Below are 14678 nucleotides of genomic sequence, written 5' to 3'. Positions count from 1 at the left end.
TCCTTTGATCAAATCTAATAACACTTCTTTTGCGGACAAATCAGTTAGTTGATAACCGAATTTTGTTCAAAGTTGTTTACGAGCGTATCAGCCCAGTGATACTATGGATGTAGTAAAGTTGCAGGTAATCCTTTTATACTCAAGGGATTACGGACAAAATAAAAAGACCGACATGGCGCTACCAACACCATGCCGGTTCGTACAGAGAAGGTTCCCTCATGGGATCAGCTCGGCAAACATCAGAGTGTTATAGAACCTAGACCGCCAGGCCGCAAGCATAAGGCGGTCTACTTCTTTTTGGTCAGCATCACGATCAGTGTTCCGAACGTAAGCATAAGCATTAATGCCTCGAATACTGTCATGCTCTCACCCCCCTTGTTATTGGACGTGAGGATGAACTGACCACCTCTGAGAAACCCGTTATCTGTACCGTAGAGACAGTATAGCACGGCAAAAAGCTTCTCCTAGGAGGAGTTTCATAAAAACTTGGAAAAAATTTCAAGATTCCTTTCAGAATGCTATTCAATGTAACGTTAGACACCCCGTATTTAGTCTTCAATTTGACCTGCCCGGATCTCCAATTTGATCCTCCTATTTCTAACATTTATACACCCCATTACGCTCAATTTCGTTCTCATTCGTTCTCGTTTAGGAAGCATTGCATGCCATCATTATGTGTCGATTAACTGGTTACATTAGAAACAAGTTACGTACATAGAAATCGCATGAATTTTTTCTCGTCGTATCACCTACATGTAGTGCTCTGTCCAAGATAAAAGTGTGGGGGCCTCTCTTACAGTGGCGGGACGGCTCATCTGTTTCACCGTATTTTCCACTTTAATTCCTCTCAATGTAACAATCGCGCTTTGCCTCAAAATAGTTGTGATTTGGCTACAAACAAATTTTGGGTGAAAAATGACATTAGAATTTCTGGTTACTCAATCATTCCATATAAAAATGCCCTCCAATAAGGAGGGCATTGAAGGTATCTGCCATGAGGTTTGTAACCATCGAAGAGAGAACAGGCATGGTCGAGAGTGGGTGGAAGTGGAAGGCGGTACGGAGTTCCAAAAAGTGTAACAATTTAAAATGAGAATTTATCCATATTGAATTCATGCCAGTCATCATCTGTCGGTTCTCTAAGAACATATTGAAAACCTGTAAGAAGTATTTCCTTGTATTTCGTAAAGGCATCTTCTGAGATATTACTTTCATGTAAATTGTTCATTATAGCCATTGTATTCTGCATAAATAACAGTGGGTTAGTGAAATCTGTTATGTCTTTCCAGCCACCATAACCGTGTTTTTGTTGCAAAATATCATCGCACTGTCCTTTGCAACTTGGAATTACCTTGGTTATAACGTCTTGGTTGTTCTCAAGAATAATAATGATACCAGGTCCTTTGTCTTCGCTACCCTTGATAATGTCTTTACCACAATTTTCGCATACGATCGTTTTTTCATTACCGTATAAATTTAACATTTCATTTCTCCTCACATTTTTATATTAGGTAAATTGTACTACATCTACTACGCACGGAATTTCTTATAGGCAGCAACAATCTAACTCGCATTCAGAGGAAGACTCATAGACATAGAGAATACGTTTGTTCCACACAAGTTTCATCCTTTCTTTTTTGTATTTCGTTCTACTTTCTACTATCATTTTCGCTGAAATAGTCGTAACGGAACAGGGCGAAAGTATTACGACCTGAGTAATCGTTAAAAAAAATGAGAAGGAAGGGATTAAAAGGAGTTAAAACTGAAAGGTACGAGGTCATTAAAAAACCCCCTTATGCTATGGAAGCAATAAGGGAGTTTGTCTTCAACCGCAGCTTAGATTATAAAGTTACTCTATGGAGTTTCTTATAGTTCCTGTTGTACTACGGGATTCAGATGCAAATAATTCAATTTTATACTGCCAACCGTTATTCATGTAAAATGAAGATAATCTGAGCCGCCTGATTTAGGAAGAAATATCCAACCTGCTCCTGGATCATCTTTTGTCCACTGCTTCCAAACTCCGTCTCCTTTGTTGTAATAAACAAATAAACTCGCATTACCATCCGCTGAAAGTTGAATTTTGCCGTACTTCCCCTTACCATCAACGGCACTTGTCATGCCAACACTATAAGGACCTCCAGTAACACCAGCATCTACTATGAGAATAAAATTCATCCTTGTCAATTCCTTCAATTTCTACCTTCGCATACGCAAAATTTAGATCACCTTTAATCCTATTAGAAAGCTTACTTCTTAACACTTTAACTTTATCAATAATAAAACCTTCTGTTTCTAAATCAATTACTCTTGTTGGGAAAACTTTTCCATGACTTACATTTGGAACTTTACCCGTCCCCTCAGTATCCGGCTTCTTATCTCCTTGAGGATTATTTTTCTTAGTACTATCACCCTTACCCTTAGGAGGCGTAGAATGATTCGAATTCCCAAAATCGCCGTTCACTACCTTTGGTAAATCCTTCTCATCAGGAATCTCGTAAGGTTTTTCAGCATGTTGAGCATGCCCTGTCCTCGATTCAGTATCTGGCTTATTACTTCCTTGAGAATTATTTTTGTTAGCACTATTAGCCTTGCTATTCAGCGACGGAGAATAATTCGAATGTCCAGAATCCTCGTTCACTACCTTTGGTAATACATTTTTATTAGGAATATCGAGAGATTTTGCAGCGTGTCCCGTTTGGGTTTCTGGGGCACGAGAACCAGTATGAACCTTCCCGCCATCCAGTCTATCATCAACCTCTTTATTCGACTGTTCTTTCATTTTCATTTGTAACTTTTCAACTATTGCTTGAATATCTGTCTGCTTATCACCCAGTGTCTTAGCACTCGTCTTCATCTTCCCATCAAAAATCGAGGCGCCACCATCCAAACCCTTTCGACCACCTGGCCCATCCAGCTTATTAGCCAGTTTCACTGTCCGCGTAACGGCTGTACCTGTACCAGCACTAAGAGCGCTTACCGCTACTTCTGCAACCACCATGTCTTTCTTAAACTCATTCTGGCCCTTCGCATAGCTTTGTTCTTCTGATCTGGTCCACAGACCGCCTTTAAACAAGTTATCTTGATCATATTGGGCGTCTTTCACGAATGGGTCGATATAGTCATCGTATAGCCCTTGTCCAAACGACTTTGCATCAGATTTAATTTGTTCCCACGATTTATTGCCCGTTACCGTATCTCCCACGTAATTGACTGCATTCGTAGCGGTTTCTACAGCTCCTCTCGCGAGATCATTTCGTTCGAGGAGTGAAGGTCGCTCTTCCCCAGTCACCCCTTCGTAAATGGCGTCTACCAGATACGATGTTGGTAACGCGGTCGACGCAATATCTCCGGCATCTACTACCACATTCCACAAGCCTAACAAGGTATCTCCGAGAGCATCTAACTTCCCTTTCAGCTCTGAAATCTGGTTATTAATGAGCCCACATTGCCAAGTTGGCAGCCACACTACTTCCCTCCATGCACTTGGCATTTATGCAAATGTTCCTAGGGAAATCTAATCGCCCTCCGTCCCATACAAAACAGGCTCATTCCCTCTCATCGTTCGAGTTGGAATAAGCCATTGAAAGTTTATCAAGTGTTTTTGTCAAGTTTTTAAGAGTTTGGTTTATTGGTTGTATTGTACGATCATATGTGTAATATGTAAACCCTGCCTAATTTTCTTGGTTTTTTTGCTGGTTTATCTAGCGCTGGGTGGAGTTTTTACAAATTTAAAACAACCTTTATCTTGTCGATAAGTAGATTCACTTGAACTTTTTGTTCCGGGTTTTCCCCAATAAATTCTACACATATTTCTTTCAAGCAATCATAGAAATCTGTACTTTTCATAATGATTTCGTTATACGAAGAAGTGTTAATGAATATCATTATGCCTTCTTTAAATTCAATCTCCTCAGAATGCTCTGGAAGTTCATATCCCATCATATGATCTTGCCACGGCTCTCCATTGGATAAACACTCTAGCATATCAAGTAAATCGCTCTTCAAAAAGGAAAAAAAATCTTGAATGACCGGCTGTTTATCTATTAACATAAAACCCTCCTAGTTGCCATAATTTTTCCATTCTAATACAGGGTATACACTCTCTATTTCTCCAGTAGTTGGATTTTTCCATCCTTCAAACTTTAATCCATTTGATGCGGTGCCTTGTATTACCTGTTGCCCACCTCTAGTTAAATATTCGGTTCCGTTATCCATTGCCTCTTGACAATATTTATACATTTGCTCATCAGTAAACACAGTTTCATCGTAAACTGTCTTTTTATGAGTTGATGCTTTAAATTCACTTGTGTATACACCACGTTCTTGTTTTGCTATCTTATAGTACACATCATATACACCAGGGACGGAAGGATGCGGAACCTTGTTCTCTACTTTATATGGAATTCCATTGGCTTCCAAATAGTCGAAAAACTGCTTTGCATTATGACCGCCACTTACGCCTGTTTTATTAACACCCTCAGGTTTTATCAAATGATTTTTGCTGTTAGCAGAATAGTTGTGTTTAGGTACACTATTACCCGTCCCCTCATTACCATTATCACTTCGACGATGATTACCACCACCACCGCCTCCATTACCAGACAAATCATCATGCCGAGCCCAATAAACCCTAGATTGACCCGTATGAGCGTCTCTGAGAAAAACAACTTTCCCCATCTGCTTGAGAAGCTTTTCAACCTCTTTTTGTAATTCAGGAAACGACTCTGGAAAACTTTTAGCCTGTGTCTTTAGCTTCCCACCCTTTAGTGATGAGCTACTGTTCCGGTTGTTATCTGCGCCATCGAGAAGTAATCCCGTTCCATTTCCACCGTCTCGTTTTCCACGTTGGGAATCCCCATCTGGACCTAGGTCAATTGTCTGTTTAGCTGCCTGTTTGTAGGCAGACAAAGCCCCACGGCTTACCACTAGCTCGGCGATAATCAAATCTTGCTTGCCTCTATTTCGACCTTTTTCATAGCTTTCTTCAATCGACCTGGTCCAACGTGCCGCCTTGTGTTTCTTCCAACATGTATTGCCCATCTTTTACAAAGGGTTCTATGAAATCGCTATAGACTCCTTTTGCACCCGACCAAGCCGCTTCTAATGCATCTGTTCCCATTTCTTTCGCCGATTTATTCCCCGTGAGTACATCTCCAGCGTAATTCAAGGCATTGGTAGCACGATCCGCGACTCCCTTTGCCATGATATTTCGCTCGGTAAGTGAACCTACGTCTTCTCCACTCACCCATTCATAAATTTCTTCTGAGCCACCGAACGTTGCTGTGGTAAACACAATATCTACTGTATCAACCACGGCACCCCACAACGCATATCTCCAGAATTATCTAGCTTTGAAAACAAACTTACAAAAAGAAACAAAATATGGTGGATTCCTCTGCAAACAGAAAAGGCTCATTCCCCCTCACCGTTCAAGTTGGAATAGGCCTTTGAAAGTTTATCAAGTTTAGTTTTGTTGATCGTATGGTACGATCCGCTATCAACATCAAATTCAATTCGTAAATATTGTATGTATCACCAGTTAAATTACCATTCATTGTAAAATATGTTATTTAACACAAAATCAATCAATACTTTCTAAATAATCTATGCTTCTTCCTTAGTAATCCAAGGAACATTTCATGAGTCGTTTGATAGATCACTTAAATTTGCTACACCGGCAGAGTAAAGATGACCTCGAATGGATCTTTATTTTGGAAAAAATCATCATACAATTTTCTGACTTCCATCGAATCTAAGTCTTTTCCTTGCATGTTGATTAAACTATCCAACTCTTCTAAAATACTTATTTCCTTTAATGACAATATCTTTGACTTAATAAGTGTGTCTTTCATATTAGGAAGTAAGCCTCTTGGCCAGCAGTCCTCATACACGCCTCTGTATGAATCATACAAGAAAGTGATCTGACTTATTCCCGCATATTTCTGAACGTATGGATTCACTAATAATAAAAATTGCGCAATGATGCCAGAACGCTGACTTAAATAATATGCCTCCTGAGCTTCTTTCAGCAAGGTAGATTTAGCTTCTACAGAATTAGCAAGATAATTCGTATACATTTTTGAGAGTACACTTATTACATATTCTTTCTCTAAATTCTCCTCCAACTTCTTAATTACTTCTTTTTCACTTATTCCCGCTTGTAAAAAACTTATTAAACATGCTGACATCCCTTTCACATTAACAGCTTTTTCGGCTATACATAACACATATTCATCAAAAATTTCCTTGAGGTAGCTTTGACTAAATGTGTAAATATCCAAGCATTCCATAATCGTTTCTATTAGTAAAGCTCTATCATACTTATCTTCTATATGTGGGAGAATCTCTATCATATGCTCTACAAATTCTTTTCCGTAATACTCTAGCAAGCTGGAGTTGTTTTTTATTCTTTCAAGTAGTGCAAAAAACGTATGATATTCGTTTGTATCATTATTTTGCGTTAAATGTTTGAAGAACTCATTTATATATTTGACTTTCTCGTCCACCAGACTGTCTCCCCTTCTCTAGTTAGTGATCCTCAATTTTCACTTTTTTTACGATTTTAAATCAAATTACTATCAATAAAAAGTGGACTCCACCACATAAAAATCTAGTGCCATTGTACTACATTCCATTCAATGCCTTCAGAAGTTTGCCTATAAATAATGCGCATTACACCATTGTTTCCATATTCATCTCGAATATATACAGAATTCCACCCTGCGTAGTTTTGCCCATTTCTTCTATTTTCAAGCACATGATCATTCAATGCCTCTAAACGTGCTCTGGCACTTGCATCACCGCGAGCTTGCGCTGAAATATCATCCAGAATTTGATTAGCTAAATTTCTCTCATGTTTAGTTAAATGACGACTTGCAGGTTTTCCTGATACGCCTCCTCTTATTTGAACTTTTTGATATAAAGCATCTCTAGGATTTAGTATATTTGCATGTTTAATCCCTAATAATTTCTCTGGTGGTATAGATTCTGTCTTAGCAGTGCCAGTCCCCTCATTATCCCCATCTCCACGACGATGATTTCCTCCACCACCGCCATTACCACCAGCCAAATCATCATGCCGAACAAAATAAACCCTATATTCACCCGTATAAGCCTCTCTGAAAACAGCAACTCCACCAAGCATGTTCCCCATCTGCTTAAGAAGCTTATTAACCTCTTTTTGTAAATCAGCAAACGACTCTGTGAAGCTCTTAGCCTGCGTCTTTAGCTTCCCACCCCTTAGGGATGGGCTACTGTTCCGATTGTTATCTGCGCCATCGAGAAGTATTCCCGTCCTAATCCCACTGTCTCGTTTTCCACGTTGGGCATCCCCATCTGGCTCTAAGTCAATTACCTTCTTGGCTCCCTGCTTATAGGCAGACGCAGCCCCACGGCTGAGTAGCAGCTCGGCAATAACTAAATCTTGCTTGCCTCTATTTCGACCTTTTTCGTAGCTTTCTTCAATAGACCTGGTCCACATGCCGCCTTGTGTGTCTTCCAACATGTATTGCCCATCTTTTACAAAGGGTTCTATGAAATCGCTATAGACTCCTTTTGCACCCGACCAAGCCGCTTCTAATGCATCTGTTCCCATTTCTTTCGCCGATTTATTCCCCGTGAGTACATCTCCAGCGTAATTCAAGGCATTGGTAGCACGATCCGAGACTCCCTTTGCCATGATATTTCGCTCGGTAAGTGTACCTACGTCTTCTCCACTCACCCATTCATAAATTTCTTCTGAGCCACCGAACGTTGCTGTGGTAAACACAATATCTGCTGTATCAACCACAGCACCCCACAACGAAGATAAACTATCTCCCCAGAACTCTTTGTTCCCCTGCGTTTCTGCGTCAAAATTTGCCCGCATTCGCTCTTTTTTCACCGTTTCAATACCTTTAGCCTGCACTTGTTTTTCAAATTCACTAAATAGCTGGTTGTACTTCGTTCGTTTGCTCGCCTCTAGCTTAATCTCCTCACTACTGGATTTGTTTTCCTCCAACAGTTCTATCGTATCCGACGCCGTTTTCACGTTCAAGCTCTCAGTCCCGGACAAAGACACGGCTGCCCCTTTCAAGGTCAGGACACCACTCGCACTGATATTCACATTCGAGGTGCTTTTCAGACTGACGCCAACATCCTTGTTCATCGAGATGTAGAGCATCCCTTCCTTGGCCGTCATCGTCAGCTCTTTATCCCCGAGCGTAAACTCTTTTCCCTGCGGATTCCCAAACGTCTTTACACCGGGGTCCTGCATTTGCCGCTCCTGCTTCTCGGCAGCGGCTCCTTTAGGCGCATGGCGCACGGAGTTCATGACCATGCCGTCGTCTTCTTCGGCGCTCGGGAAGTACAGCTTTACCTTTGACCCGATCTCGGGCATGAGGTACAAAATCTGGTTGCCTTCCGCTGCATACGGGAACCACTGGGCCTTGCTTGGCTCTTGCTTTTTGTCCATGTTCAGGTGGAGCTTGACCTGATTCCGTCCGATTTGAATTACTTTTCCGTCGATCGCCGCACCGATAATGGCCTTGTTGTACAGCTTCGTTTGCTTGACGGCTTCTGGCACGGCGCATATGTAGCTCCACCTCAGGAGTCCCTGCTCCAGCTTTCCAGTCACTTTTGTAATGACAAACGTTTGCCCTTCCCGCTGCACCTCATCCCCGATTTGGAGCAGGTCGTCATAATCGAAGGCGTATGTCGTGTACTGGTACTCGCTGACAGACGAGGAGCCGTTTGCGGCTTTTTTCATGTACGGTGCGATGGCCCGGTTGACCTCGTATGGCGATTCATCTTCCAGCTTGATTTGCTTGCGTCCCTCGGGCATACCGATCCACAAGCGTACCTTATGCGCACTCAAATCCGGGACGAGAACGGCTCCAACATGGGACGCGATTCGTTTTAAAAAGGTCCAGTCTGTCTCTTCGTACTGCATGATGAATTTGCCCTGCTGGCGGTCGTCGAAGGCTTGATCGATGACATCTCCACCGTGATAGACGGACATGATTTCGTCTACGACATCCCTGTACAACCGATTCACCTGTTGAAACGAACGTGTTTTCACGCTCATGTCCAACGCATATGTATGCGACACGGCCTTTATCGTGACGTAGTGAATGTCCCGTACGACCTTGATCTCCACATGATCCAGCCGCCCCATGAATATCGGCTGTTTTTGCCCGCCTTCCACCTTGTACAGCTCGATGGGATCGTGGGTGCCAGCACGATTGATGATCTCGTCCTCTTTGTCTTCCGGGACAATTCCTGTGATCGTAAGCTTGGCATGCGTGCCTGTTTGATGGACGAACTCCAGCTGATCCAGCCGGATCAGTCCATATGGCCAGACGACTTTTATATCCTGATAGGTCATGACGCCGCTTGTACGCTGCATGTTCTCTCCCCTCCTTCTCTAGCAAGCGCGATAAGCGTCAATCCTGACCGTCTTTTTCAATCGTGATGATGCCTGAACGATTGCAAACCAGCTGCGACCTGCTCAGCAAAGCATGCTCGTTGTCGATGAGCACATCGTGTTTTCCATCTGTCCATTTCGAGAACGTCTGTGGTATACACTCATCTCCTCCTGCCGCTTTGCAAAACCCAAAGCATCCGATATTCACGCCGGGGACGTGATCGGCGACATTCATGACAGGCTTGTTAAGACTATAAACGCCATGGCACAAGGGTAAATTCAAAATGCCGGGGTCGGTTCCCTGACTGCACTTGAGGGTCGCTCCCCGCACGACATATGAGTACTCGGGGCTGAACAACCCCATTGTAAGTGCTTGAAGTAACGCTAGCATCATTAGACCTATCTCCCCTTCCAAAAAAATCCTCCGCAAGCAACTTCCATATTCCGTCTTATTTTTACATTCCATCTAATAATCGGGATAAATTGGAAAATAATTTATGGGTCAAATGTCCTGTTTCCTTATTTTTCTAAGAAACCCAAAAAGGCCTCCACCAACTCTGCAATGGTTGGGGAAGCCTTCTTGAATTCAAACATATTTACGCTAGCTATATCGTTACGCTCTCTTCGATCACCAGTTCACCGTTTGTCGCATCGAGATTAGCTTCTACGCCCAGGGGGAGAGCGATGTTGCACGCGCCATGTCCGATCTGAATGTTCCAGATGGTCGGCTTTCCGTACGGTACGACGATATTATGAAACACATCCCAGACAGAGAAGCCTTCGCGCTTTTTCGGCTCACAATCGGTCCATGTCCCGAGGACGACGCCCGCACAATCATCAAATAAGCCTCCTTGAGCAAGCTGTGTCAGCATGCGGTCAATCCGGTACGGCTCTTCGTCGATATCCTCCAGGAACAACAGCTTGCCTCTCGTATCGAGCTGGTAAGGCGTCCCCATCAAGGCGGAGACGAGGGCGAGATTTCCGCCGACTACGGGTCCAGCTGCCTGACCTTCGACGAGACAGACGATTTCTTCCCCCGGCGGATTCATGATCGATCCCAATGGCTCGGGGCGAGTCATAGCGCGCAGCAAATATTGCTTGGACCAGTCATCCAGACCATGCGCGATGTCTGAAGTAGCCATCGGCCCGTGAAGGGTAGCCAGATTCGAACGCTGTCCGAAAACAGTATGCAGCGCCGTAATGTCACTATAGCCGATAAACAGCTTTGGGTTTTGGGCGATGAGGTCATAGTCGAGCAAAGGAAGTATTTGCGGGGAACCGTAACCGCCGCGCATGCACATGATCCCGTCCACTTCCTCGTCGACGAACATGGCATTCAGCTCAGCCGCCCGTTGCTCAGGAGTTCCCGCCAAATACCCACCGTACGATTCCCGGCATGTATCCGATATTTTCACCTTGTATCCCAAACCTTGCAGTTCTCCCATTGCTTTGTTCAGCACTTCTTCTGTAGCAGGGCTAGAAGTCGCCACTACTCCGATTGTATCTCCCGCTCGCAATGCTTTCCCTTTGTTCATCTGTCCAGTCTCCTCCTCCGGGTTCTCTCCCCAGTATCGTACATCTATGTCACATGGTGCATAGCCATTTTCGCAGCTTGCGACTTGCAGAAGGCTGGCTGATTCCGAGCGCTTCCGCTACCTTTGTCGTCGTCTTATGCTGCTCATACGCCCGGTGCACGAGCTGCCGCTCCACCTCGTCCATGGCTTCCTGCATCTGCATTACGCGATCGACCTTGATCCCTTTGTGCTCCCTGTACTCTTGGTTATGAATGTAACGTGGAATTTGCGTGGGTGTAATTAGGACATCGTGAGACGTGACGACGAGCCGTTCCACTACATTTTCCAACTCCCGCACATTGCCAGGCCAATCGTATTCACTGAGGATGCGGTAGCAGGTGTCTGCGAGCTGTCTTTCCAAACAGTACTTTTGCGAAAAGACATTGAGAAAGTAATGAACGAGCACGGGTATCTCTTCCCGCCGTTCGCGCAGCGGCGGAATTTCCAATGGGACGACATGAATGCGATAGTACAAATCCTCGCGAAACCTGCCTTCCTTGACCATTTGCCGCAGGTTTTTATTCGTCGCCGTGATCAGCTTTACATCTACTTTTCGCGAAACAGAGCTGCCTACGGGCGTTATCGTTTTTTCTTGCAACACATTCAACAGCTTCACTTGCAAGGAGAGTGACATCTCCCCGATCTCGTCCAAGAACAGCGTGCCTCCGTTTGCCTTTTCAATCAAACCTGCCTTGCCATCTTTGAATGCTCCCGTAAAAGCACCCTTTTCATAGCCAAACAGCTCTGACTCCAGCAATGTCTCGGGAATGGCTCCGCAGTTGATGTGCACGAATGGCTTGTCCACCCGCGGACTGCACTCATGGATGTATTTTGCCAGCACGCCTTTTCCAACGCCTGATTCTCCCAACAAGATCATGGATGATTCTACCTGAGACAGCTTTTTGGCCATCATGGCGACCTGCTCCATGGACTGACTGCGGTAGATCAAGCTAGTCTCTCCTTTTTGCCTGTTGTTCTCCTTGGTCATTTCACTCTGCAAGACCGTCCCGACGTACTTGACTTCATGTAATTCCTGCTGGAGTTGCTCCTGACTCGTTATATCAATGAACGTATGGATCACTCCGCTAAACTCCCCGTCCTGATCCCAAATCGGTGTGCCTTCCACAAAAAGCTTGCGATTTTTGCGGGTGGTTTGAATCGTATGTATCTTTTTCTTGTCGCGAATGACCCGCATCGTGATCGATGGCGCAAAATAACCGAGAGGATAAAACTCCTCGATCGGTTTGCCCATCATCTCCCTGGGATCGATTCCGAAAAATTCCTCGTATCGTCCCGAGCAAAACAAGGTTCTGCCTTCAGCGTCTGTTACGTGCACGATATCAAACAGCGAGCCTAATAACGCTTCATAATCGATCATGGCGCCCTTTACCTCCCGTGCCCCCCGCATCTTGTGAGGTGACACGTACATAGCGATTCGTCGGTCTGCCTACCCCACCATAGCTGACATCCATTCTGACACTCCCGCTCTTCTCCAGATAGTCCAAGTACCGTCTGGCCGTCACTCTCGCGATCCCTACGCGTTCCGCCACGTCATCTGCCGAGAGCGGCTGGCTCTCTTTTTCGATCTGGCGCATGATTTGCTCCATGGTGACAGCGTGCAGTCCCTTCGGCAGCACTCCCCTGCCCGCAGTGGCATCGAATTGTTCTTTTTCTGGACTTTTACGGAATAGCAGCTGGTCAACCTCATCCTGGGATACGGTGCCCTCCCAATCAATCCGTCGGCGAAACTCTCGATAGTTTTCCAACGACTGCTTAATCCGTTCAAACTGAAACGGCTTGATAATATAGTCCATCGCCCCATTGCGCAGCATCGATTGGATCGTGGTTTTGTCCTTTGCAGCTGTTACGACGATGACGTCCACAGCATGTTTGGCGGCGCGCAGCTCCATCAGCGCCTTCACCCCGTCCTGGATCGGCATGAAAATATCAATGATCACCAAGTCGGGAGTAAGCTCATTCACTAGCTTCAGTCCATCTGCCCCGTTGGCTGCAATTCCGACCACGACGAAGCCCGGGACGCGCTCAATGAACTGCTTGTTGATTTCCTGTACCATCGGATCGTCTTCCATAATCAGTACGCGAATGTTATCGTTATCCTTCTCCATGACTCTCCACCTCCCCCATCGGAAACGTTATGAGAAAGCTGGCCCCTTCTCCGCGTGCCGAATGGCAAACCAGCTCGCCTCCCCCTTTATTGACCAACTGATGCACCAGATGCAGACCAAGTCCACGGTGCGCACGTTCTTTCGTAGAAAATCCTCGTTCCAGCATGTGTCGGCGCGTCTCTTCGTCCATGCCGATTCCGTTGTCCTCCACCAGGATGGAGCATATCTCTTCGTCTTGCTCGATGCTAATCATGATCTCCTTCTCCTCGCGTTCGATTCGCTCCAGTGAATCAAAGGCATTCTCGATCAGATTCCCCAAAATAAGCACGAAATTATGATGATCCATGTACGGCGGAAAACGTTCCAGATGACTCCTGCGATCAATGACAACACGAATGCCCAGCTCTCTTCCGCGGCTTACTTTGCCAATCAAGAGCCCAGATAAATTCTCATCCATGATCCGCGTCGTTAAAAAGGAGGTGAGCTCCTCCTGCTGCTCGTTGACCTCGAACAAATACGCGAGTGCCTTTTCATGCTGATGAAGCTGGAGCAAGCCTGCGATGGTGTGCAAATGGTTCATGTGCTCGTGATTTTGTACCCGCAGCGCACCGACGAATTCTTTTACGCCCGTCAGTTCCTCCGCCATTCTCGCCACTTCTGTTCTGTCCTGAAAAATCGCAATGGCGCCGACGATCTTTTCCTCGACCTTGATCAGAAAACGGTTGGACCAGAGCAGCGTATTGCCGACGTGAATTTCCGTGTTGGTAAAATTCTGGCGAAGCTCCAGCACTTCTGGTAATCTGGTGTCGTGCAGGACAGACCGTATGTGCTTGCCCAGCACCTCTCCTTCTATGCCAAAAATTTGCTTCGCCCTGTCGTTAAAGATTGTGATTCGCTCCCGATTATCGATGGCGATAACTCCCTCATGCATGGCATGGAAGGTTGCGGTTCTCTCTACCAGGATTCGCGCGATTTCGTCCGGCTCCAGGTCGAGCATCTGCTTTTTCATGTGACGGGCCAACTGATAGGAGCCCCACACCCCGAACAACAAGGAGAGGAAAAAGGTCAGCGCGATATTGTTTCGCTCGCTGTACAAGATCCCCCAAACATCTGGCATGACACGTCCGACCAAGACAACACCCACCTGCTGATGTTGGTCATCCATGATCGGCACGTAGGCCCGCAGAGCCATCCCCATCTCTCCTTTGACTTTTTGAAAATAGGAGTGCTCGGCATAGGCCTCATCAACCGCAGGGTCCATAAACACCGTACCAATCCGCTCATCTAGCGGGTCTGAGTAACGGACACGCTCCTTATTCAGCACGACGATATACGTCACATCATTAACGACGCGCAGATTGTTTGCTGTCGGTTGGATCACCTTCCAGCCGTCTGGTTCCTGAATGCTTTTTTGTACATTTGGAATCGTCGCAACCGTGCGCGCTGTGGTCATCAGCCGTTGTCCCAATTGGGTTTCTGTAATCCGAATAATCCCTCCGGCCATGATCAGGTTTCCGATGATCAAGGAAAAAAGAACGATTCCGACGGAGAGCAGCATAATCTTCCATTTGA

The 14678-nt window shown here is 45.3% G+C and carries 14 protein-coding genes; all 14 read right to left on the bottom strand.

Going from position 1 to position 14678, the window contains the following annotated elements; translation table 11 throughout:
- Positions 1-287 precede the first annotated feature (287 nt).
- A complete protein-coding gene (locus tag C7R91_RS29335; protein ID WP_160309984.1) occupies positions 288-449 on the bottom strand; it encodes a putative holin-like toxin in 162 nt (53 codons plus the stop codon).
- 635 nt (positions 450-1084) lie between these two features.
- Entirely contained in the window at positions 1085-1483 is a 399-nt protein-coding gene (locus C7R91_RS12370; RefSeq protein ID WP_052773407.1) for a hypothetical protein, read from the bottom strand.
- Positions 1484-1932: 449 nt separating this feature from the next.
- A complete protein-coding gene (locus C7R91_RS29140) occupies positions 1933-2178 on the bottom strand; it encodes a hypothetical protein (protein ID WP_141336881.1) in 246 nt (81 codons plus the stop codon).
- Positions 2129-3469, bottom strand: a complete 1341-nt coding sequence (locus tag C7R91_RS12365; protein ID WP_047070538.1) for a hypothetical protein — start codon at positions 3467-3469, stop codon at positions 2129-2131. Before C7R91_RS12365 ends, C7R91_RS29140 begins: the two co-directional genes overlap by 50 nt.
- A 254-nt stretch (positions 3470-3723) precedes the next feature.
- Entirely contained in the window at positions 3724-4053 is a 330-nt protein-coding gene (gene cdiI, locus C7R91_RS12360; RefSeq protein WP_047070537.1) for a ribonuclease toxin immunity protein CdiI, read from the bottom strand.
- A gap of 9 nt (positions 4054-4062) precedes the next feature.
- Positions 4063-4947, bottom strand: a complete 885-nt coding sequence (locus C7R91_RS29685; protein WP_047070536.1) for a CdiA family toxin C-terminal domain-containing protein — start codon at positions 4945-4947, stop codon at positions 4063-4065.
- 40 nt (positions 4948-4987) lie between these two features.
- Positions 4988-5329, bottom strand: coding sequence for a hypothetical protein (locus tag C7R91_RS29325; RefSeq protein WP_047070534.1), 342 nt, complete (start codon positions 5327-5329; stop codon positions 4988-4990).
- A gap of 343 nt (positions 5330-5672) precedes the next feature.
- On the bottom strand, positions 5673-6509 hold the full coding sequence (locus C7R91_RS12350; RefSeq protein WP_047074956.1) for a hypothetical protein: 837 nt from the start codon (positions 6507-6509) through the stop codon (positions 5673-5675).
- A gap of 104 nt (positions 6510-6613) precedes the next feature.
- Complete coding sequence (locus C7R91_RS12345) at positions 6614-9388, bottom strand: late control protein (RefSeq protein WP_106786193.1); 2775 nt, start codon at positions 9386-9388, stop codon at positions 6614-6616.
- Positions 9389-9425: 37 nt separating this feature from the next.
- The gene (locus C7R91_RS12340) at positions 9426-9800 is read right to left on the bottom strand and encodes a DUF4280 domain-containing protein (RefSeq protein ID WP_047070533.1); all 375 of its coding nucleotides are present in this window, start codon (positions 9798-9800) and stop codon (positions 9426-9428) included.
- Positions 9801-10011: 211 nt separating this feature from the next.
- Positions 10012-10941: a S66 peptidase family protein gene (locus C7R91_RS12335; RefSeq protein ID WP_047070532.1), complete on the bottom strand. Its 930-nt coding sequence runs from the start codon at positions 10939-10941 to the stop codon at positions 10012-10014.
- Between the two features lie 49 nt (positions 10942-10990).
- Positions 10991-12358 carry a sigma-54 interaction domain-containing protein gene (locus tag C7R91_RS12330; RefSeq protein ID WP_047070531.1) on the bottom strand — a complete coding sequence of 456 codons (1368 nt, stop codon included), beginning with the start codon at positions 12356-12358 and terminating at the stop codon, positions 10991-10993.
- Positions 12345-13106 carry a response regulator gene (locus C7R91_RS12325; protein WP_047070530.1) on the bottom strand — a complete coding sequence of 254 codons (762 nt, stop codon included), beginning with the start codon at positions 13104-13106 and terminating at the stop codon, positions 12345-12347. The genes C7R91_RS12330 and C7R91_RS12325 overlap by 14 nt, the downstream gene beginning before the upstream one ends.
- Complete coding sequence (locus C7R91_RS12320) at positions 13093-14664, bottom strand: ATP-binding protein (protein ID WP_047070529.1); 1572 nt, start codon at positions 14662-14664, stop codon at positions 13093-13095. The genes C7R91_RS12325 and C7R91_RS12320 overlap by 14 nt, the downstream gene beginning before the upstream one ends.
- Positions 14665-14678 lie beyond the last annotated feature (14 nt).

This window comes from Brevibacillus formosus (genome assembly GCF_003013405.1).
Taxonomy (GTDB): Bacteria; Bacillota; Bacilli; order Brevibacillales; family Brevibacillaceae; genus Brevibacillus; species Brevibacillus formosus.
Note: the sequence above shows the minus strand (reverse complement) of the source record. Positions and strands in the feature narration are given on the sequence as shown.

Excerpts from the sequence above, each read along its gene's own strand:
- C7R91_RS12370 (WP_052773407.1), bottom strand. The coding sequence starts at position 1,483 with ATGTTAAATTTATACGGTAATGAAAAAACGATCGTATGCGAAAATTGT.
- C7R91_RS29140 (WP_141336881.1), bottom strand. The coding sequence starts at position 2,178 with ATGAATTTTATTCTCATAGTAGATGCTGGTGTTACTGGAGGTCCTTAT.
- cdiI (WP_047070537.1), bottom strand. The coding sequence starts at position 4,053 with ATGTTAATAGATAAACAGCCGGTCATTCAAGATTTTTTTTCCTTTTTG.
- C7R91_RS12345 (WP_106786193.1), bottom strand. The coding sequence starts at position 9,388 with ATGCAGCGTACAAGCGGCGTCATGACCTATCAGGATATAAAAGTCGTC.
- C7R91_RS12340 (WP_047070533.1), bottom strand. The coding sequence starts at position 9,800 with ATGATGCTAGCGTTACTTCAAGCACTTACAATGGGGTTGTTCAGCCCC.
- C7R91_RS12335 (WP_047070532.1), bottom strand. The coding sequence starts at position 10,941 with ATGAACAAAGGGAAAGCATTGCGAGCGGGAGATACAATCGGAGTAGTG.
- C7R91_RS12330 (WP_047070531.1), bottom strand. The coding sequence starts at position 12,358 with ATGATCGATTATGAAGCGTTATTAGGCTCGCTGTTTGATATCGTGCAC.
- C7R91_RS12325 (WP_047070530.1), bottom strand. The coding sequence starts at position 13,106 with ATGGAGAAGGATAACGATAACATTCGCGTACTGATTATGGAAGACGAT.
- C7R91_RS12320 (WP_047070529.1), bottom strand. The coding sequence starts at position 14,664 with ATGCTGCTCTCCGTCGGAATCGTTCTTTTTTCCTTGATCATCGGAAAC.